The organism is Jonesia quinghaiensis DSM 15701 (assembly GCF_000423205.1).
Classification (GTDB): Bacteria; Actinomycetota; Actinomycetes; order Actinomycetales; family Cellulomonadaceae; genus Jonesia; species Jonesia quinghaiensis.
Map to the genome: position 1 here is coordinate 234,028 of NZ_AUHN01000009.1, position 21,461 is coordinate 255,488.

General features: G+C 58.6%; 15 protein-coding genes. 8 read left to right on the forward strand and 7 right to left on the reverse strand.

Features of this window, described 5'->3' with window-relative positions; genetic code table 11:
* Positions 1-103: 103 nt before the first annotated feature.
* The 3 genes from G538_RS0108890 (at position 104) to G538_RS0108900 (ending at position 1,796) form a co-directional block, all read left to right on the forward strand.
* The gene (locus tag G538_RS0108890; protein WP_029069052.1) at positions 104-508 is read left to right on the forward strand and encodes a helix-turn-helix domain-containing protein; all 405 of its coding nucleotides are present in this window, start codon (positions 104-106) and stop codon (positions 506-508) included.
* 66 nt (positions 509-574) lie between these two features.
* The gene (locus tag G538_RS0108895) at positions 575-1,234 is read left to right on the forward strand and encodes an SDR family oxidoreductase (RefSeq protein WP_029069053.1); all 660 of its coding nucleotides are present in this window, start codon (positions 575-577) and stop codon (positions 1,232-1,234) included.
* Between the two features lie 97 nt (positions 1,235-1,331).
* Positions 1,332-1,796, forward strand: coding sequence for a tRNA (cytidine(34)-2'-O)-methyltransferase (locus G538_RS0108900; protein ID WP_029069054.1), 465 nt, complete (start codon positions 1,332-1,334; stop codon positions 1,794-1,796).
* A 121-nt stretch (positions 1,797-1,917) separates the two neighbouring features.
* Here G538_RS0108900 and G538_RS15930 read toward each other — a convergent pair whose 3' ends face one another.
* Positions 1,918-4,887 (reverse strand): glycoside hydrolase family 3 C-terminal domain-containing protein, encoded by a 2,970-nt coding sequence (locus G538_RS15930; protein ID WP_245566828.1) that lies wholly within the window; start codon positions 4,885-4,887, stop codon positions 1,918-1,920.
* 534 nt (positions 4,888-5,421) lie between these two features.
* Between G538_RS15930 and G538_RS0108910 the strand changes: the two genes are divergently transcribed.
* Both G538_RS0108910 and G538_RS0108915 read left to right on the forward strand, forming a co-directional pair.
* The gene (locus G538_RS0108910; RefSeq protein WP_029069055.1) at positions 5,422-7,815 is read left to right on the forward strand and encodes a glycoside hydrolase family 3 N-terminal domain-containing protein; all 2,394 of its coding nucleotides are present in this window, start codon (positions 5,422-5,424) and stop codon (positions 7,813-7,815) included.
* Positions 7,816-7,949: 134 nt separating this feature from the next.
* Complete coding sequence (locus G538_RS0108915) at positions 7,950-8,405, forward strand: hypothetical protein (RefSeq protein WP_029069056.1); 456 nt, start codon at positions 7,950-7,952, stop codon at positions 8,403-8,405.
* 137 nt (positions 8,406-8,542) lie between these two features.
* On the opposite strand, the gene G538_RS0108920 is transcribed toward G538_RS0108915, so the two are convergent.
* From G538_RS0108920 to xylA, 4 genes are all read right to left on the reverse strand, one after another.
* Entirely contained in the window at positions 8,543-9,868 is a 1,326-nt protein-coding gene (locus G538_RS0108920) for an ATP-binding protein (protein ID WP_035833902.1), read from the reverse strand.
* Positions 9,865-10,599, reverse strand: coding sequence for a LytR/AlgR family response regulator transcription factor (locus tag G538_RS0108925; protein WP_029069058.1), 735 nt, complete (start codon positions 10,597-10,599; stop codon positions 9,865-9,867). The genes G538_RS0108920 and G538_RS0108925 overlap by 4 nt, the downstream gene beginning before the upstream one ends.
* Before the next feature lie 441 nt (positions 10,600-11,040).
* A complete protein-coding gene (locus tag G538_RS0108930) occupies positions 11,041-12,483 on the reverse strand; it encodes a xylulokinase (protein WP_029069059.1) in 1,443 nt (480 codons plus the stop codon).
* Positions 12,484-12,486: 3 nt separating this feature from the next.
* Positions 12,487-13,665 (reverse strand): xylose isomerase, encoded by a 1,179-nt coding sequence (gene xylA / locus G538_RS0108935; protein WP_029069060.1) that lies wholly within the window; start codon positions 13,663-13,665, stop codon positions 12,487-12,489.
* A gap of 77 nt (positions 13,666-13,742) precedes the next feature.
* Here xylA and G538_RS0108940 point away from each other — a divergent pair, with 77 nt between their 5' ends.
* The 3 genes from G538_RS0108940 (at position 13,743) to G538_RS0108950 (ending at position 17,873) form a co-directional block, all read left to right on the forward strand.
* Entirely contained in the window at positions 13,743-14,978 is a 1,236-nt protein-coding gene (locus G538_RS0108940) for an ROK family protein (RefSeq protein WP_029069061.1), read from the forward strand.
* Positions 14,968-16,668, forward strand: a complete 1,701-nt coding sequence (locus tag G538_RS0108945) for a DUF2207 family protein (protein ID WP_029069062.1) — start codon at positions 14,968-14,970, stop codon at positions 16,666-16,668. The genes G538_RS0108940 and G538_RS0108945 overlap by 11 nt, the downstream gene beginning before the upstream one ends.
* Positions 16,669-16,832: 164 nt before the next feature.
* Complete coding sequence (locus tag G538_RS0108950) at positions 16,833-17,873, forward strand: aldo/keto reductase (RefSeq protein ID WP_029069063.1); 1,041 nt, start codon at positions 16,833-16,835, stop codon at positions 17,871-17,873.
* Here G538_RS0108950 and G538_RS15935 read toward each other — a convergent pair.
* Together G538_RS15935 and G538_RS0108960 are read right to left on the reverse strand one after the other, a co-directional pair.
* Positions 17,815-20,271 (reverse strand): transglutaminase TgpA family protein, encoded by a 2,457-nt coding sequence (locus G538_RS15935; protein ID WP_051196814.1) that lies wholly within the window; start codon positions 20,269-20,271, stop codon positions 17,815-17,817. The genes G538_RS0108950 and G538_RS15935 overlap by 59 nt on opposite strands.
* Positions 20,268-21,455 carry a DUF58 domain-containing protein gene (locus G538_RS0108960; protein ID WP_051196817.1) on the reverse strand — a complete coding sequence of 396 codons (1,188 nt, stop codon included), beginning with the start codon at positions 21,453-21,455 and terminating at the stop codon, positions 20,268-20,270. The genes G538_RS15935 and G538_RS0108960 overlap by 4 nt, the downstream gene beginning before the upstream one ends.
* Positions 21,456-21,461 lie beyond the last annotated feature (6 nt).

Sequence of the window (21,461 nt, forward strand, 5' to 3'; positions counted from 1 at the left end):
CGCGCGCTCCGAACCAAAACTCAAAAGCGAACATTGACTCCCAACACGCTTAAGTGTTTCACTTATTTCGACTAGTTCGTTTATTGCGAAAAGAGGGCCACTCATGGCGACTATCCATAAGGCAGCAGAAGATCGCGTGCGTGACGCGAGGACGCTCCTGCGCACTCTCACACCACAGGACTCCACAGACACACACGTCAGCGTGGACATCCCAACCACCCTTCTTCCCATGTTGCGGGACATCATCGGTTCGATAGCTGCCGAGCAAACAATCACGATCGTTCCAGAAAGCGCTGAACTCAGCACACAGCAAGCCGCTGACCTTCTGAAGGTTTCTCGCCCGTTCCTCATCCGTCTACTCGATGAAGAAAAGATCCTTTACCGCAGGGTCGGAACACACCGTAGAGTGGACGCGCAATCACTCCTGCACTATCGCGAACAAAGCCTCAGCGAACAGCGTTCGGCGGCTGAGGAGTTGACGGAGCTAACCGAAGAACTAGGTCTTTAATCCGGGGAGAGTTCGCGCTGAGCGGACCAGCGCGCAGGGCTTCACCCCCGCTGTTACGGTCGATAAATGAGCACAATTGCAGTGGTTGGCGGCCACGGAAAAATCGCCATGCACCTCCACCCCCTTCTCGTTCAAGGCGGCCACCTGCCGATTGCCTTGGCGCGCCGTGAGGACTACCGCGAAGAACTCAAGCAGGCTGGTGCCGAGCTACGCCTCCTCGACATCGAAAAATCCACCGTTGACGACTTCGCAGCGGCATTCGCTGGTTGTGACGCCGTGGTCTTCGCTGCAGGCGGTGGCCCAGATGGCAGTATCGAGCGCAAACACACAGTGGACTTCGAAGGCGCAGTGAAGACCATCACGGCAGCACAACAAGCAGGTATTTCCCGCGTTGTGCAAATCTCTGCGATGGGCGTTGATAACCCCGTCCCCGACGACGCCGGTGAGGTGTGGGCGGCTTACGTTGACGCTAAGCGTGACGCTGACATCGCCCTGCGGGACAGTGGTCTGCAGTGGACCATTATTCGCCCAGGCGCCCTGACCGATGACGCGCCCACCGGTCAGGTCACCGTTGGCACTGAGGTTGATCGCGGTGAGATCACCCGCGGCGATGTTGCCTCCCTCATTGCTGCTGCCCTCGCCAACGACTCAAGTATCAGAACACAGTGGGAAGCCATTAATGGTGACACCCCCATTCCCGATGCTGTGCGCGGGATCTCCGCGTAACTTCACCCAGGCGGGCCGGTGAAGCGGCGATAATGGAACGGTGACTGAGCACCCATTACACCGAACCCCTGTTGCCGTTGATCCGAGCCCGTCTGGGGTGCCGCATCTGGTGTTTCATGAGCCGCGCATTCCGGGGAACACTGGCAGTGCGATTCGCCTTGCTGCTGTGACCGGGGCGCGGTTGCACCTGGTGGAGCCGTTAGGTTTTGACCTGTCTGAACCTAAGTTGAAGCGGGCCGGTCTGGATTATCACGACCTTGCGGTCATGGACATTCACCGTGATTTTGATGCGCTTGTGGGCTTGTACCCGGCATCTCGGGTGTTCGCTTTCACCACACGCGCGACCGTGAACTTCACTGACATCACGTACGAACCTACTGACTTGTTGGTGTTTGGGCCAGAACCCACCGGCTTGGATGACACGGTTCTCAACCATGAACGGATCACCAGCGAGGTGCGTATTCCCATGCTCCCTGGACTACGTTCCTTGAATCTCACTAACTCGGCATCCATCGCGTTGTACGAGACGTGGCGGCAGAACGGGTACCGCGCCGGGGTGTAGCCCGGATCGAAAGCAACCGTCCGAAGTTGGCATACATGCCAGTGAAGTAAGACATAGAACAGCGGGGCCCGTGGTGATTACCACGGGCCCCGCTGCTTTATGACCTGCACTCACATGAGTGTCAGTCCGATGTCACTGTTACTGCTGGTTGTGCAGCGGAGTGTTTGCGTACACGTCGGAACACCAGTACCGCACCGGCCACGATGAGCAGCCCTAGACCGATTGACGCCCCGATCTGGATGTAACGCCAGGTTGGTGGGGTGTAGGTCACGGTTGCGCCAGGGGCGAACCCGTTCATCGCGTTGGAGTTAGCCACCGTGTACAAAATGTTGTGGGTGGCGTTGCGGATGTTGCTCACAGCAAACGCTGAACTGGTGTCGTCAAACGACTTCGATGGTGCGAACGTCAACGTCAAGTCCGTTCCGGCTGCGATGCCCTGGTTGGGGTTCATGTAGCGGTACAGGTTGAAGTCGGAGATCGCGAAACCTTCAAAGCCCCACTCGTCGCGCAGCACCGTGTCCATGAGCGCTTCGGAACCACCGGCCCACACGGAACCAATACGGTTGAAGGAACTCATGACAGCGGTTGCACCAACCGTGGTTTCCTCGATGGTGCCGTTGTCGTCCGCAATGTATGGGACAGGCATCTCGATGTTCTTCACAGCCATTTCGAATGGCTTGAGGTAGATTTCACGGATCGTTTGCTCATTGGCCCAGGTCGCGATGCCGTTGTTGACACGGTTAGCTTCTTGGTCGTTGAGTGCGTAGTGCTTCAGGGTGGTGTAAAGGCCCTTTTGTGCTGCACCGTTGGATGCTGCTGTTGCTAGCACACCTGACAGGAATGGGTCTTCGGAGTAGTACTCGAAGTTACGCCCGGCAAATGGTGAACGGTGCAGGTTCATTGCTGGCGCGTACCAACCGCTAACTTCCTTGAACAGCGCCTCGTTGCCAAGCATGTCCCCCATGGCACGCGCCATGTCAGGGTTCCATGTTTGAGCGATGAGGTACTCGGAAGGGTAGGCCACACCGTTAACTGATGCGTTGATGAATGATGAGAACCCAGCTGGTCCGTCAAGATCCGTCGTCATTGGTTTAGCGATGGAGACGATGGCACCGGTTTGGTATGCACCGTTGAGCAGCATGTTTGTCATGTCATCAACGCTGAGTGAGTCGAGCAGTTCGCCCCATTGTGGGTCGTCGCGCTCAAGTCCACGCATATCGATGAGGGTGAGGTCGCTGTCTTTGCCGGTTGTGGGCATCTCAACGTCAGATGCTTCGGCTGCTGCCTGCGCATCGTAGGCTGCGAACCCAGCAGCAACATCGTCGTTTGCGATGAGCATGTCATCGCTTGGCGCGGTGGGGAATGTTCCGGCGAAGTCCGCACGTGACATGTTACGGATTTTGCCTTGTTCGTCGCTGTCAGTGAACATCGCTGAGACGTCGTCGAACTGGTTAGTGACCTCAACCTGGTCAGTGGAGCGGGTGTTGTCACCGGAGTACACGACAGTTTCATCAACGGTGTACGTGATGGGTTCTACGCCTTGAGCCACGTTGTGTGAGTCGGTGCGCAAGCTCAGTACGTAGTCCCCGGCTTCGAGCACGTAGGCACGGTTACCTTCGTAGTCGTAGGACGCCATGTCCTCAACCATGAGGGTGATGGTGACTGTTTCTGATTGCCCAGGTTCGATGAGGCCGGTCTTTTGGAACCCGCCGAGCACAACCTCAGCTTTTTCGATTCCACCCTCGGTGTATGGGGCGGTGTAGAACAGTTCAACAACGTCTTTGCCTGCAACGTCACCGGTGTTGGTGACCTCGACGTCAACGGCGATGCTGCCGTCAACCGCACCTAGTTCAGAGTTGGTGACGTTCCATTCGAAGTCAGTGTAGGAAAGGCCGTACCCGAAGGGGTACACCACGGCGTCGTCATAGTTGATGAAGCCTTCTGCTGCTGCGGTTTCGTAGTAGCGGTAACCGAAGTAGATACCTTCTTGGTAGTTCACAAATGGTGCTTCATCTGTCACCGTGGCGTTGGATGCCACAGCTTCCAGTGTTGAGGCTGGGTATGACACCTCAAGGTTGCTGTAGAGGAAGTTCCCGAAGTTCACAAAGGTTGGGTCAGCGGTGAAGTCAGTGGCCCACAGGTCAACGGTGCGCCCAGAGGGGTTGATGTCACCGGTGAGGACCTCGCCAACCGCGTTGAAGCCGGTTGCTCCAGGGGATCCGATAAGGAGTACGGAGTCAACATCTGCGTTGTCTTGAACTGGACCAAGCTCCATGGAGGTTGAGGAGTTCACCAGCACGATGACGGTGTCAAAGTTTTCAGTGGCCAGGTCGATAAGGTCCAACTCATCTTTGTTGAGTTCCAGTTGGTGTTGGCCCTGGGTGTAGTTGTCGTCCCAGTCCTTGAGGTCGGTGGCGAGGTCGCCACCTTCACCACCGGGGCGGCCCAAGTAGATGAGTGCGGCGTCGTTGTAGTCGCTGAATGTTCCAGCCTGTTCCTCATAGTTGCCAACGGGAAGTTCGCCGATGTTGTATGAGGACTGGTCTGGCAGGTCCATTTCGATGTGGCCGCGTGGGTTTTCACCAGCGAACGCGCTGATCTCTTCAAAGACCGTTTCGTTCACCTCGAACCCTGCGTTGATGAGGCCTTGGCGTGCGTCAACGGCCTGCGAGGTGTCTACCGAACCGGAACCGGAACCACCGTAAACGGGGTCTGCGGCTGCGCGGCCAAGCATCGTGACCTTAGCGCCAGATGCGAGTGGTAGTGCGTTGCCTTCGTGCTTAGCGAGGACAATTCCCTCGCCAGCAATTTCTTGCACAACTTCCTTGGCGGCGGCGTCAACAGCTTCGATGGAGTCGTATTCCGAGGTGTAGTAGTCGGTGTCCCACCCCTCGGCTTCCTCGGAACTGTTCACGGTGTAGGTTCCCGTTCCCAGCTGCGAGGCCACCCAGTTGGAGCCGATGTTCAACGCAACGTTCGCGACAACGAGGATCACCGTCAAGAGTGCCAGAACGGGGACCCAAATGCCGAGGAACTTTTTGTTCGACATCGGTTTCCGCCCGCTGGCGTCTTTCACTGGTGTGGATTCCACAAGAGCACTCCTTTGAGCTGTACAACCCTTCAATGGGTTGATGTTCGTTGACGGCGACGTCTTCCTCCCGCGGTTGCCCCCTTCGGCAAAGGCGCCGTCACCAGTCCCATCTACCATAGGGTCGATGCCCCTACCGTTGGAGCGCCGATCAACGTTCAGTCGTTTTGCGTGCACGAGTTGCATCACAGCCGCGCTACCGTGCGGTGAAGAACACCGCACGCAGCAGTAACGACTCAAGGAAAAGATCGGCAGCACAATGGCCTAACGAAAGCGTGAACTCCCCGTGTTGTCAACGGATCATGCAAAGAAAACGCCAGAACATGCACATGTTGTCTAACCGCTGCGCAACAGTATCTAGCGTGGCCAGTACGCGATGGCTGAGAGCCGTACATGGCAGTAAGGCGCTGAGATCCATCAACGACAACGACGTTCACACACCACAGTGAGTAACACCCAGCCCATCGCGTGACACGACCAAGCAACCACAGACGATTGCCGTCTCGTGGCAGACCACAAGCTGATATGGGGAATTTAATGAGGAACTCACCCGTCACCCGTGGGCTTGCTCTAGCTGGATCACTTTCGATCCTGCTGGCTAGCTGCTCATCTACAACACCTGCGCAGGACGCTGAAGATCAGGGTCCTACCACTTACACCACTCGTGAGGTCACCGACGGAACAACAACGTTCACCGTCGTTGACAACCCGCGGGACGGGGAGACACTGTCCTTCAGTAAGGACGCCGGTTTCACTGTTTTGGAAGAAGAAACCGACGGTGTGACTTACGCATTTAAAGACATGAACGGCAACGGCAGCCTCGACCCGTGGGAAGACTGGCGCCTGTCCCCTGAGGACCGTGCCGCTGACCTTGCCCCACAGGTCTCTATTGACCAAGTATCCGGTCTCATGCTGTTCTCCAGCCACGAGCGCGCACCTGGCGACGGTCTCACTGACGCCCAGAAGGAATATCTCGCAGATTCTTACCTGCGTAACGTCCTGTACGCCGGTGGTAACGAGATTGAACCCGTTGTTCTGTGGACCAATGAAATGCAAGCCCACGTAGAAACGCTTGCCTCAGAATCCACACCGTACATTCCGGTGAATTTCTCTACCGACCCACGCAATGACGCTAAAGACAGCTACGCCGGTGCAGAAGGTGGCGTGTCACAGTGGCCAGCACTGCTCGGGCTTGCTGCAACATTTGATGCCGAGGTTGTGCGCCAGTTCGGTGAAGTTGTTTCCGCTGAGTACCGTGCAATGGGTCTCGCAAATGGGCTCAGCCCGCAAATTGACCTCGCCACTGAACCACGTTGGGGCCGTATCACCGGAACACTTGGTGAAGACGCTGACATGGCTGGTGAGATGGCTAAGGCGTACGTTGACGGGTTCCAGAACACGTACGACGACGAAGGTAACAGCCTTGGTTGGGGTGAAGACTCGGTCTCCACAGTGATCAAGCACTTCCCTGGTGATGGCACTGGTGAAGGTGGCCGTGAGGCTCACACCGAATCAGGTAAGTACGCTGTGCTGCCAGGTGGTAACTCGGCCGGTCAGCTCAAGCCATTCACCGAGGCTTTGTCTTCCGGTGGGCTGATGACCTCCTACTCGATCATTCTTGATGCTGAGGGCAACCCTGCATACGGCAACGCCATGGGTTCCGCTTACGACAAGGAACGCGTTGACATTCTGCGCGTTGACAACAACTACGACGGTGTCATTGTCACCGACTGGGGGGTTACCTCAGGTGGTGAAACTGACCCTGACGCTTTCATCGCCACGTCGTGGGGTGCAGAAAAGCTCACCGTTGAGGAACGTCACTTTGAAATCCTCAAGGCTGGTGTTGACCAGTTCGGTGGGAACAACGACATCGAACCGTTGCGTGCCGCCTATGACATGTGGGGCGAAGCATTTGAAGCTGGGGACGTTGACGTTGACGCAGATGCTCGCTGGGCTGACACCGGGCGCCGCGTTCTGACGAACATCTTCCGTGTTGGCTTGTACGAGAACCCTTACCAGGACCTTGACGCGTCCTTGGCAACAGTTGGAAACGACGAGTTCGTTGAAGCTGGCCTCGACGCTCAGCACAAGTCTGTGATCTCGGTGAAGAACTCCGGCGAAGCAATGACCTGCAACGCTGACGCGGCGAACTACAAAAACATGACTGTGTACATTCCGCAGAGCTACGACACCGGTCACAACAGCCTCTTTGGCCCCGGGGAATACACCCACGGCCCAAGCATCGACATTGAGGTTGCTGAGCAGTACTTCGGTACCGTCATCACCGATGAGGTCAAACTCGACGACGACGAGAAAGTCACCAAGTACACAGCGCCTGACCTGTCAGATGTTGACATGGTGCTTGTCGGAATGCGTAACCCTGACAACGGTGGAAACTTCACCAACGCTGGTATGGACGAGGAAACCAAAGAGTTCTACCCGCTGTCTCTCCAGTACCGCCCTTACACCGCTGACGGCGACAACGTCCGTAAGACTTCCATCGGTGGTGACATCCTCGAAGATGGCAGCAAGCAAAACCGTTCCTACTTCGGTGAAACATCACGGATCTCTAACGAAGCTGACCTTGACGCTTTCGAACGTGCCACCAAAGCAATCGAGGATTCCGGTAAGGACATCCCTGTGATCACCATGTTGTCCCTGAGCTCAGGAATGGTGATTCCCGCTGAGTTTGAAGCAGACTCCGACGGCATCCTGGTTGGATTCGGTGTGTCAGACGCAGCAATGCTCGATGTTGCGCTTGGGTTGTCTGAACCAGGTGGCCGCCTCCCCATCGTCATGCCAAAGAACATGGACACCGTTGAGGCTAGCCTCGAAGACGTTGCCGGTGAGATCGACCCCTACGTAGACTCCGCAGGGAACTCCTACGAGTTCGGTTTCGGCCTCACCTGTGGTGGCGAACCCATCCAGTAAGTACCACCCCCGGTGCGGTCGGCCTAGCCGACCGCACCACCCTGATTTCCACATCCTGTACCCACACACCTGTTGAACGGGTGGGGCAGACCAAGCCGCTGATGCATCGGCGGCGCACGACAAAGGAGAAAAACATGAACAACCGACTGACCAGGTTCTCGATTGCCGCAGCGATCGCCACTGCAGGGGCCCTCGGGCTGACGGCTTGTGGTGACTCCGATGCCGAGCAGGACGCCACCACCTCTTCTACCCAGTCCACTCAGGGCGAGGGCAGCGGCGACGCAGCTGGTGACAACGCTGAGGAAAGCGCTGAGTTCATCGCTGACCTTGAAGAGGGTGTGAAAATCATCAACGACCAGTTGGCTGAAATCGGCACCGCACCACAGATCATGTTGGCATCTGACGTGCAGAGCCCCACTCAGAAGTACGGCATGTGGGTTATGCCTTACTACCCATCAGAGGCTGTGGAGAAGTACATGTCCACTGTGCAGGTTGAGGACGGCAAGTTTGTTGTCACCGCGACCTCTGCAGCAACAGGCAAGGTGTGGACCATGGACCAGGACGGAAACGTCGCTGAGGCCGCTGAGTAAGCTGGTCATCTAAACCCTTCACGACGCAGTAGCACGTGGGCTGGGGTCTCTCGATATTCGAGAGACCCCAGCCCATTTTTTATGCGGAAAACGCCGGGGTGTTGCTGTTACCTAGCCCAAGCATCGGCTGTCACTTGTCACTGGCGGGGCAGGAGAATGCGCACAGTGAACCAGTTCTCTTCCACGTCGATAGTCATGGAACCGTTGTAGTTTTCCACCACGTTGCGCATGTTCAATACCCCGTATCCGTGGCGGGTTTTATTGCGTTTTGTGGTTTGGGGCAGCCCTTCGACAAAGGCGACGTTGGCATCGGTGTAGTTTTCAAAGCGGATGAGAACAAAATCCATTTTCGTGTACACGGACACTTTGATGAGGCGTTTTTCTTTGTCCTCAACTTTTCGGCACGCGTCAATGGCATTATCCAGAGCGTTGCCAAACAGGGAGCTGAGTGGCAGAACGTCCATGAACTCAACTGATGTTCCGTCCACCACGATGGTCATGGCGATATCTTCACGCAGGCAACGCTCCATTTTGGAGTTGAGAATGATGTCCAGAACTGAGTTCCCTGTTTCGATTTGGGATTCGTACCCGGTGATGCTGTCTTCAATATGTGACAGATAGGTGGACCGTAACGCGGCGGAATCTTCATCACGGATCGCAGCAACGTAGTGCTTGAGATCGTGGTGGATCCTGTTGAGTTCTCCAATATTGCGTTTTGACTGAAGATACTGGTCGCGTTGAGCTCGCATAATCGCTTGGGTTTCTGCGAGCGCTACGGCGTTGTTGACTTGGTTGAGGTGGCTTTGTTGGGTGTAGAGGGCGACGTATCCGGCGAGGTCTACCAGGGTACGGATGTAGAAGATGTCGATGGCGGTGCGCCCGGAGAAGGGGGTGGCGGTGGTAATGAAGCTGAGGTTGGAGACGAGGAATGTGCCCAGCGCGATGGCCAGGGCGGTGACGAGTGAGTGGCCTTCGATGGCGAGGGTTTGGCCGCGGGGGATGTTGCGTTTTTCGGCGAAGTAGGCGGAGGTGAATCCGGCGCTGTAGGCCACTGCGAGGAATCCGATGCTGGCGGTGAATGCCATGGTTCCTAGTGCTGGGGTGGGGTGTTCGGGGAGCCAGTGGACCCAGAGTTGCCATTGCAGTGATGCGACGAGTTCGGCGAGGACGAAGGCTCGGGCGGTGAGGTATCCGGCGTCTTTGGCGGTTGTTTCGCTGCTGAGGTAGATGAATCCGAAGATGGATAGTACGGCGGTTGCCATGCCGATGGTCCAGAAGGATAGGGGTAGGGACCCCATGAACACTTGGATGCCGATGAGTGCGGGTAGTGCTGCGGCGATGAGTGTTGGTCGTTTCCATCCGGTGAACCGGGGGCGTAGCAGCAGAATGTAGACGAGTGCGGCGGACCATTCTGCGAGCCCTGTGTACCAGCGGGGGATGTCTGGGAGGGCTTGGAGGATCACACGACTTTCCCGCCGATGTAGTCGGTGAGGGCTTCGAGGAGGCCTTTTTTGCGGGCGCGGCTGACTTTGAGGGCGTCGCCGTTGGACATGATGCAGTCTTCGCGGTCAATGGCTTCGACGTGGCGGAGGCTGACGAGGTATCCGGAGTTGGAGCGGTAGAAGTTGTGGGGTGCCAGGAGTGTTTCGAAGTCTTTGAGGGTTCCGTTGAAGGAGATGTGTTCGTCGATGGTGTGGACGGTGAGTTTGTGTTTGCGGCTTTCGATGTAGAGGATGTCGGCGACGTCGACTTTGCGTGGTGCCACGGATGATCCGACGAGGATGGAGTCGCGTTTCATGCGGTTGAGGTGGCGGAGGCTGCGGGTGAGTTCTGCGTCGAATGCGAAGGATGATACGGGTTTGAGGAGGTAGCCTTGGGCGTCGACGGCGTAGCCGCTGGTGGCGTATTGGGCGGTTTTTGTCACGAAGATGACGATGACTGAGGAGTCGACGCGTCGGATCGCGGCAGCGGTTTTCATGCCGTCGATCCCGCCCATTTGGATGTCGAGGAAGAGGACGTCGTAGTCGGGGCGGTAGTTTTCGAGGAGCGCTGCGCCGTCTTCAAATTGGCGGATGTGTAAATGCACTAAGTGTTGTGTTTGGTAGTGCTCGAGGAGCTCAACAATGCGTTCGCGGTCTCTGGCGGAGTCGTCGACGATTCCAACGGAGATGACTTTTGCGGTGGGGGTGGACACGGGCCTTCCTCATTCCTGCGGGCGGGCGTCGCTCGTTGCGGGGGCGACTCCCGGGGCGAAGCTCCTTTCAAGGTTAAGGCATTGTTAAATCGTGATGTGGGTCTTGTGATGCGCATCTGGTTGCCGTTGTGTAACGAACGTTGAGGGTGGCCCGGTTCCCGCGCGCTTCCTCCCCTTTAGCACCTGCCCCTCTCCGCCCCTTTAGCACCCGCCAACCTCCGCCCCTTTAGCACCCGCCAACCTCCGCCCCTACCAACGAAAGTGGGATCCTGCCCACTTTCGAAAGGGAAAGTGGGATTGCGCCCACTTTCGTTCCGGAGAAGGAGAAGGAGAAGGAGAAGGAGAGGGACGATGGGACGAGAGAAGTGAAGTGCAGAGAGGGGACGCGGGCAGAGAGTACGATGCCCGGGCTGCGACGGCCCGGGCATCAACAACGAAGGGTTACGCCAGGTCGCGCACCGCCGCGTATTGCTCACGGATGATAGGTTGTGGTTCACCCTCGAACACTTGCACTCCGGCGAGCGGCCAGTGTGGTGGCGTGTCGCCTCCGAGGAGAGCCCACGCCGCTTGGCGGGCTGCGCCGTCAGCGACGTATTCTCCGGCGGCAGGCACGGTGACCGGCATGCCGAATACTTGTGGCGCTATTGTCCGGGTGGCTACTGATTGCGCTCCACCTCCAATGAGGAGCAACCGTTGCACGTCCACTCCTAGGCTTCGTAAGGCATCCACACCGTCGGCCAGTGAGCATAGGAGCGCTTCGACGGCGGCGCGGGCGATGTTTGCTGGTGTGGTGTTTTCCAGCGTCATGCCGTGCAGGGTGCCGGTGGCGTCGGGGCGGTTTGGTGTGCGTTCCCCTTCGAAGTAGGGCACGAGTACGAGGCCGCCAGCGCCTGGTTGTGCGCTGAGTGCCAGGCGTGCGAGTTCGTCGTAGTCCACGGACAGCATGCGGCAGGCCACGTCGAGGATTCGTGAGGCGTTGATGGTGCACACGAGCGGCAGGTAGTCGCCGGTGGCGGAGGCGAATCCGGCCACGTTTCCGGTGACATCGCACACTTGTTGCGCTGATACGGCGGTGACTACCCCGGAGGTACCAACAGATAGAACGATGTCCCCTGCCGCTGCCCCTAGCCCAAGTGCTGCTCCTGCGTTGTCGCCTGCCCCTGGGCCCACGATCGCACCCCACGGGGTGCGCCCGGCAGCCTCGTTGGGGGTTAAAACGCGTGGCAACGTTATGCGGTCGAAGGTGCCTGGCCCGGCGGCTAGTTCGAAGAGTTCACGGTCGTATTGCCCCGTGGTGGGGTTGAAGTACGCTGTGCCCGATGCGTCTGACCGGTCGGTGGCCAGTGCGGTAAGGTCGCGGGCAGCGCCGGGTTCCCCACCTGCGCCGATGATTTGCCACATCAGCCAGTCGTGGGGCAGAGCTATTGCTGCTACCCGTGTCATGTTGTGGGGTTCGGTGTCACGCATCCAGCGCACTTTGGTGGCGGTGAACGATGCGACGGGGACGAGCCCGATCTCGTGTGCGTAGGCGTGTGCGCCGTCGGTTCCGCGTAGGGCACCGAGATCGGTGATGAGGTCACGTGCGGCTGCGGCGGAGCGGGTGTCGTTCCATAGCAGTGCGTCACGGATGACGTCACCGTTTTCGTCGAGTGCGACCATCCCGTGTTGCTGTCCGCCAACGGCAATGGCCTCGACATCATCGAGGCCACCAGCGGCTGCTGCCGCTTCCTGATATGCGGTCCACCAGTGTGTGGGGTGGACTTCAGTTCCGTTGGGGTGCTTCGCGGAACCGGAGCGCACGAGCGCCCCGGTTTCCGCGTCACGGATGACGATCTTGCACGACTGGGTGGAGGAGTCCACCCCGGCTACAAGTCGTCGTGTCATGGGTCAGCCGATCAGGTGCTTGAGGGCAAGCTGGTTGAGGCGTACGAAACCGAAGTCGCGTTCGGCGGCTGTGTCGGCGTCGTAGTCTTCGAATGTGGTGGTGTCTGCGAGGAGGTCAGCCACTGTTTCGTCAGCACCCAGGGTGGGGGTGGCTAGTTCGAATAGACCAGCAGTTTTGAAGGCTTCTTGGACTTCTGGGTCGTTGCGGTAGGCAGCGGCTTTTGTGGCCAGCATGGTGTAGGTGTCCATGTTGGCTTTTGCCGAGTCCCACACACCAGCAACAGTTTCGGTGCGTGATGGCTTGTAGTCGAAGTGACGTGGGCCGGTGTAGCGTGGCGCGTTTGGTGAGGCGGGGAAACCGTTTTCTACCAGGTCAACGGTGAAGAACGCGGAGAGCAGGTCACCGTGGCCGAACACGAGGTCTTGGTCGAACTTGATGGAGCGTTGCCCGTTGAGGTCGATGTGGAAGAGTTTGTCTGCCCACAGCGCTTGGGCGAGACCGTGGGTGTAGTTCAAGCCTGCCATTTGTTCGTGGCCGGTTTCTGGGTTGAGTCCCACGATGTCGCCGTGTTCGAGTTCAGCAATGAACCCTAGTGCGTGGCCAACGGTGGGTAGGAAGATGTCTCCGCGTGGTTCGTTTGGCTTGGGTTCCAGGGCGATCTTGATGTCGTAGCCCTTGTCTTTGATGTACCCGGCAACGAGATCCAGGCCTTCTTTGTAGCGCTCGAGGGCTGCGTGGAGGTCTTTGGCGCCGTCGTATTCGGAGCCTTCACGTCCACCCCACATGACGAAGGTTTTTGCGCCGAGTTCTGCGGTGAGGTCGATGTTGCGGAGCACCTTGCGTAGTGCGAAGCGGCGCACTGAGCGGTCGTTGGAGGTGAGGCCACCGTCTTTGAAAACGGGGTGGGAGAAGAGGTTGGTGGTGACCATTTCGATGGTCAGTCCGGTTTCTTCGGCTGCGGTTTTGACTTCACCGAGGAGGCGGTCACGGGTGGCGTCGTCGGAACCGAAAGGTACAACGTCGTCGTCGTGGAACGTGAAGCCCCAGGCACCGAGTTCTGCGAGGTGGCGGACGTCATCGGCTGGGTTGCGGTGTTCGCGGGTGGCGTCACCGAATTGGTCACGTCCTTGCCATCCGGTGGTCCATAGGCCGAATGAGAAGTTGATGTTTTGCTGCGCCATTGCACGCTCTCCTATCGAAGGTGATGATATTTGTTGTGTGATTAAACTTAACCCTCCTTTTCGGTAAGGTCAACACCATGGCAGTTGTTCATAGCGCCGCAGGGCAACACACCCTGCGCGAGCGCAACCTCGCACTCGTCGCCCAAGAGATCTACTCCGCTGACGAGCCGCTCTCTCGCGCCGCCATCGCTGGACGCACCGGACTCACCCGAGCAACCGTCTCCTCACTGGTTGACCTGCTCGTCGACACCCAAATCGTCGCCGAACTCGACCCCGTCTTCTCCCGACGTGCCGGGCGCCCAGCAGTCCCCCTCGTCCCCGCTCGAGGAACCTACTTTGGCATCGGGCTCGAAGTGAACGTGTCCTACTTGGGCGGAGTCATCCACGACCTCACCGGCACGCCCTACCACCGTGTGATCATCCCGGGTGATTTTCACGGCTCAAACCCAACCGACGTCCTCAACCAACTCGCACACGTCACCACTGAACTCATCAACGCAGTCCACACCTCCAATGACCGCCCCACCCACTCCACCCCCATCATCGCTGGAGCACACCTAGCCCTGCCCGGACTCGTCGACCCCAACAACGCCACACTGCGCATAGCCCCCAACCTCCGGTGGGCTGACCTCGACCCGGTCGACACCTCCGCCATCACCACGGCCATCACCAACGCAACCGGCCAACACATCACCGTGCGCATCGGAAATGAAGCGAACTACGGCGCACTCGCAGCCAAACACGCAGCGGGTCTCAACACCTTCATTTACGTGTCCGGGGAAGTAGGAATTGGTTCAGCCATCATTCTGGACCACACACTGTTCCTCGGTCGGCGCGGCTGGTCAGGTGAACTAGGGCACGTCACCATCGACCCTGAGGGCCCACCGTGCTCATGTGGATCACAAGGGTGCCTCGAACAATACGCCGGCCTCGACGCCATCCTCACCGCCGCAGGCCTCGAAACAGCTGACGGCATTACAGGCCTCACCACCGCTCTTCACACGAGCGACGCAGCAGCCACAGCCGCTGTCCACAGCGCAGCCGTAGCATTAGGACGCGCCCTCAGCGATTACGCGAACCTCCTCGACATACACATGGTCGTTCTCGGTGGGATCTACGCTGACCTCTACCCGTATATTGTCGAAACGATCACCCAAGCGCTACGCAGCCAAGTTCTCTCTGCACCATGGGCGACGTTCGACATCCTCCCCGGCACCCTTGGGTCCGGGGCCGCAATGGTCGGTGCAGCCCACGAAGCTGTTCGCGACGTGTACACCAACCCCTCACCTTGGATTAGCACTGATGCCCCGTAACACCGTTTTGAGTTCGCACCGCTTCACCACCGCCTCACGGCGGGTACTGGCCACACTTGGCACAGTGATGGTGAGCATGATGGTGTTTGCACCAGCAAGTTTCGCCGAGGTAGAGCCACCTGAGGTCACCACCCACGAGATCGACATCTCCGTTGAACTCACCGCACAGGGGCAAGTCACCGTCCACGAAGAACACACCTGGGAGTTCGCCTCAACCCCACCGAGCACACTGGGGCGCCAACTCGACCGTTTCACACAGTATGCCCCTGAAGAATGGCGCCGCCTCGAATATGCAAACATCACCGCGACCAGCGAAGACACAGAGTTCACGCACTCCGTGCTTGATGACGGCAACACGCTCCATGTGGTCTTAACCCCCACCACCGGGCAACTACCGCAGCGCCTCACCGCTGAACTGTCCTACACCGTTGAAGGCACATTAACCTTTGCCCGCGGCGCATCAGAGAACCTCGACCAAGAGTTCTTTTGGCCAATTATGACCACTGACCGGTTCACCACCACGGTGACCACAGCAATCGATGGACCACGGGCACCACGGAAAGCCACCTGCGACTTCGCTGCCCCCGAAACAGAAGAAGACGAAGACGAAGACGAGGAATCCGAGATTCCCCCAGTCACCTGTGATGTCTCAGGCAACGCGAACCCTACCCTTTCCCTTCTCGATGCCCGCGAGGGCACAACCCTGGCCGCTCGCGTCACCTGGCCCCAAGGGACGTTCACACGCCTAGGAGTCAATGACATTGATGTGGACTCACCCGAAGACAGCGACACCCCAGGCGAAGGCACTGAAGGGCCAGAATTTGACCCCACCTGGACGGAAAACATTGATCAAGGCCTCGATGAAGGTAACTCGTGGACTATGGTCGCCATGATCGCTGTCATTGCGCTAAGCGTCACCGCAGGGGTGTACCTCCTCACCCGACGCCGCCCAGACCAACGCGCCAAAGACGCACCCTTAGCGGACGTCGCATGGGTGCGGGAACACAGTGGAAGCCCCATTACCACCGTGATGGACACCCCAACAATCCCAGCCCGCAACACCCCACCCCACGACCTCACCGTCGCAGTGGCTGGGGCCCTAGCAGCAAAAGAACTCCGCGCCCGCGAGGTAACAGCGATGCTGCTAGACCTAGCTGACCGCGGTCACCTCACCATCACCCAAAACACTGGGTCATGGATTTTGACTCACAACCCAGACCTCGAAGACTCCACCACAGCCGCTGAGTCAGCGCTGCTCGACGCCATATTCGCTGATGCCCCCCGCGCTGAACTCACCTCAATCGCCGAACAACTCGCCCCCCAGTTCCTTCAAGTACTCCAAGAAATTGGGCAAGAAACCGCGCAACTTGGCCTATTCCGTCAAGACCTCGAACATGAGGCACTGGTCAAAGCAGGGCGCAAACAACGCACCCCATTGGGGCGCGCCTACTTTGAGGAACTCATCGGTTTCCGCACCTACCTCAGTGACCCCACACCAGAAACACTAACCCCACAGGTGTTTTACCGTTGGTTGCCGTGGGCTGTGGTGTTAGGTGTCACCGAACAATGGGCTGTGGCAGCAGACAACGCTGGAGTGGGGTTCCACGACCCGTCGTGGTTCCCCACTCGAGCCAGCACCTACCAGGAGTTCATTGTGGCTCTCGATGAGCTCGCCCAGACCAGCTTCTAACATCTGGTGTGGCGGCCGGGCAGTGTCCGGTAGGGTCCACTGTGGGAAAAGTTAGGTGCGCCGTGACTCCCCATTGAGTCTGGCGCACTCCGATCCTACCCAACCCTTCGTGGTGGTGATCACAGATTGCATCACGGTTCGACAACATTTTGGGAGAACACCTCATGGCCCGCTATAGCGCCGACGACGCCCGCTATGACTCAATGCGTTACCGACGCACTGGTCGTTCCGGGTTGGACCTTCCAGCAATCTCACTGGGGTTGTGGCACAACTTTGGTGACACAACCCCGTTTGACCGGCAGCGCGACATCCTGCGAGCAGCCTTCGACAACGGCATCACCCACTTTGACCTAGCCAACAACTACGGCCCGCCCTACGGCAGCGCCGAAGAGAACTTTGGGCGCCACCTCGCCCAAGATTTCCTCCCCTACCGCGATGAAATGGTGATCTCCTCCAAGGCTGGCTATGACATGTGGCCTGGACCCTACGGTGATGGCGGGTCGCGCAAATATCTTCTGTCCTCATTGGATCAATCTTTGACCAGGATGGGGCTGGAGTACGTTGATATTTTCTATTCGCACCGCCCTGACCCAACCGTCCCCATTGAAGAGACGATGGGGGCTCTGCACACTGCGGTAACAAGCGGAAAAGCCCTCTACGCCGGTATTTCCAACTACTCCCCTGAGCAAACGAAACGTGCGTATGCTGTGGCCCGCGACTTAGGGACCCCACTCCTGCTCCACCAACCCTCGTACTCCATGTTTAACCGGCACGTCGAAAAGCCGGACGCCGGAGCGCCGACGGGCATCGGGAAGTCGCTACTTGAGGTAGTCGACGAGCTCGGTATGGGAATGATCGTGTTCTCTCCCCTAGCCCAAGGACTGCTCACAAACCGCTACCTTGACGGGAAAATCCCTGCTGACTCCCGGGCCGCAGTTGGGCATTTCCTCACCGCTGAGAAGGTCTCTGACGACTATTTGACCCGCGCACGAGGGCTCGCTGCTATTGCTGAGCAACGCGGTCAGAGCTTGGCCCAACTCGCAGTGTCATGGCTACTGCGTGACGACCGAGTCACCTCAGTCCTCATTGGTGCGTCCAGTGTCGCCCAACTCGAAGATTCCCTCAAAGCGCTCGACGCCCCCGCGCTTACTCCTGACGTGGTGGACGCGATCGACGAGTTCGCAATCGACGGAACAGGCCGCTAGTCATGATGCCGATGCCCCTGCCCCGCCTCCGTGAGGCTGGGGTGGGGGTTTTGTCATGTGTCACCCAGTCATCCGAAGCGCTGGTATCTGCCATCACAGTGATGCGTGAGGCGGGGCGGGCTTGCTCGGTGGTGTGAGCACCTCGGGTACGTGACAACGAGGCGAGGGACAGGCGAGCCCGAACCCGTTGCACCCTGCTCTTGCCTGCAGATAGGGCAGCCACCTGTTGGAGCGCATCGGACCAGAACCGTTCCACATTGTCGTTGAAAGGTTCCACATCCGAGAAGATGGCCCGGTCCGCACGTTCAGCAAGACCAACCATGCCACGCACCTGTGTTTGAGTTTCGATGTACTTCGCGGTTTCTCGGCGGGTGAGGTCCTGACGTGGGGGAACTCCGTGGTCCACCGCAGTGTCAAGGATTTCATTCCACGCCCCGGCGACTTTTGCGCGCCCTTGGGTGCGCGCGCGCCTGCGTCGCCGTTTAAGCTTCAACGCCATGATGAGAATAGGTGGCCCCAGCAAAAGAATCAGGGGTAGACCAACCACAGCGACAAGTCTGCCTACCGTTGCCCAGTCGATGGACCAACGGTCTTGGTCTTCTTGGGTTTCTACCGCTGGGTCTTCGATGTCTGGGGATGGTGGTGTCACCGACGGTGCTGGGTCTGGTGGTGGTTGCACTGAGTCTGGTTGTGGTTCTGGTTCAGATTGGTCATCCGCCATGTTTGGGGTGCGCGATTCATCAGGTGTGGGGTAATACGACACCCACCCGTAGTCCTCAAAGTACACCTCCACCCAGGCAGCCATGTCTTCACCGGTGAATGTGACTTCTTCGGCTTCGTAGTCCTCTTCTTCAGGAATAAACCCCATCACCACACGTGAGGCGAAGCCTTGTTGGCGGGCAAACAGCGCCATCGCTGAGGCGTATTGTTCCGCGTCACCCACCATCTGCTCAGCAGTGAGAAGGTCTGCGATGCGTGCCGCACCGTGACCTGACAGGGAGGGAAACCCTGAGACTTGTTCTCCGTGGGAAAAGTAGCCCTGGGTGGTGAAGTACTCTTCAAATGCCCGCACAACCAGGGGAACCGTGGAGGCTTCACGGGCAACGAGGGACGCTTGTTCACCGACAGCGCTGGGAATGTTGTCAGCATCGGCGATGGCGATACGCCCGGCGCGGGCTTCACCAAGGTCTTCGTCGGTGGGTTGAGGTGGCAATACTGCTTGAAGCTGGTAGGTGAGGCCTTGACGAACCCCAGCCACGTCGATGGCGGTGCCGGTGGCGTCGTTGTAGCGGACGTCGTTGGCGACACCACGGCGGTAGTCAATACTGCTGAGGTAACCCACTGTGGGGAGCCACACTCCCCGTAGCGCCCCGATTTCCAGGGTGGTGGTGATGCGTTCTCCGTCAACGGTTGCGGTCACTTGTTCACCGATACGCCGGAAACTCCCTGAACCTGCGCGGTTGCCATCGCCGGACACAGACCACACGACCCCGTCGTAGCTGTCCATGGTCGCCAACCTAATCACTGCACCTTCGGGCAGGCCACGGGCTGTGACAAGGTCAGATTCTGCGTAGTCCTTGACGTAGGAACGGTACTGACTCAGAGGGCTGATTTGGTCTTGTGGGTCAAAGGGTGGTTCAACAACAGTGCGCAACACAAAACGTGGTGTGTCGATGATGACCGCCGGGGCAGCGACGACACCGGCCGCGATGGTCCCCGCGAGAACTGTTGCTAGGGCTGCGATTCTCCGGGGGCGCCAGGACCCCATGCGCCAGGAACTCCACACCACTGCTGACACAGCCACAATGGTGCCAACTAATGACGCGTAGGTAGCGGTGGCAGTTCCCCAGAGGATCGCAGTTGCCATGATGACGAGGGGAACGGTCACTGCCAGGAGAGTCATTGTCCAGGTGCGGCGGCGTACCGCAAGTGATGCTGCGAGCAGTGACCCGAGGTATCCCATGAGGAATGGCAGCAGAAGAAGCCCGGAATCTCCGCCCAGTGGCGGGTCGAGCGTGAGGGCTTGTTTCCATGAGGCGACAAGCCCTGTGAGGGTCCCTGCGATTGATTCGCGGGAGGGTAACAGCCCTGCGGTGAGACTGTCACCGAAGGCGACCGCTCCCCCAATGACGACGTACACCAGCACCGATATCGCAAGGGTCACAGGCAACGGCCAACGCAGGTACGCCCCAATGAGTACGGGGATTGCGCCCGCGAGCACACCGGTAATGACTGCGTAGATAGCTGCTGAGGTTCCGTATGCGGACAGGACTGGTAGTAGGGCAACAGCGACGAGCAGCACGATGAGCGCAACGTCAATGAACGCTGAGATCGCACCCCATTCGCTGAAGCGGGTTCCTGAGGTTTTTTTCGGTGTGGTGGGTTGGACGGGGGTCACCGGGCAACCGCCAACGCTAGGGCACGGGGAAGGTCGTTGAGGTTACCGAGGCGCAAAATGCTCAGTTGGTCCCGGTGTGTGACGGTGGCACGGTGGCCGCTGTCGCATTGCACAACGAGCACTCGCAGGCCGGGATCAAACACGGTGAGGCGTTCTCGCAGTTGGATGGGGGTGTGCACGGCACCGGTAACGATGATTGCCAACGTTGCCGTTGGTTCGTCACGGGACATGACGTGGCTGATCCAGTCCGGGTTGTCTGCTGTGGTGGCCAGGCGGCAGGAGTCGTCAAGGAGTGCGCGTGGGCTCATGGTTCGCAGTTGGCGTTGCTGTGACAGTACGGTGAGTTCGAGGCCGTTACTGATTCCTTGGGTGCCTAGTGAGGCTGCCACGGACACCCCAAGCTCAAAGTCGTGGGGGCTGCGCCATGATGCTGCATCTTCGTCGATGCCAAGCACTGTGGTGGTGCGCCGAGTGTCTTCGTACTGGCGGACGAGGAGGTTTTGGTTGCGGGCTGAGCTTTTCCAGTGGATGTTGCGCATGTCATCGCCGGGCACGTATTCGCGCAGTGCGTGGAAGGACATGTCGTTGTCGGAGATTGTTTTGAGTGTTTGCCCCTCAAGGTCGCGTAAAACACCGGCAATTTGGGTGCCTAAACGAACTGTTGGGGGGTGCACGTAGAGGTCGTAGGGTTGGGTCCACACGATTTCGCGGCGGATGAGCCCGAGTGCGTCTGAGCGGACGGATGAGACTGGTCCCACTGTAATGACGGCACGTCGTTTAGTAGGTATCGCGAAGATTTCGTCATGTGTTTGGTCTGGTGCGAGGGATGGTAGGGAGAATTCTGCGCGGCGTCGCCCTACGGGCATTTCGATGCGTGCGGGCAGGAGGCGGCGGCGGCCAATGTTGGTGACGTCTACTTGTCCGATCGCTCGTTGCCCAACTTTGACGTGGGTGTCTGCGAGCACGAGCCGCACACCATAGTGTGATTTTCCGGCCGTGTAGGCCGCTGAAAGCAGAATCCCAGTGAGGCCGACGAGTCCCACTGCTATAAATTCTCGCCAGGCCAGGATTTGCCCGGCAATGATTGCGGTGAGGGCAAGCGCAGCGAGGTAGACCGCGAGTGGGCTGACGCTGAGGCGTCTTAGCCGCACCTCGGCGTTGCTGGTTGTGGGGGGCGTCGTCATGGAGGC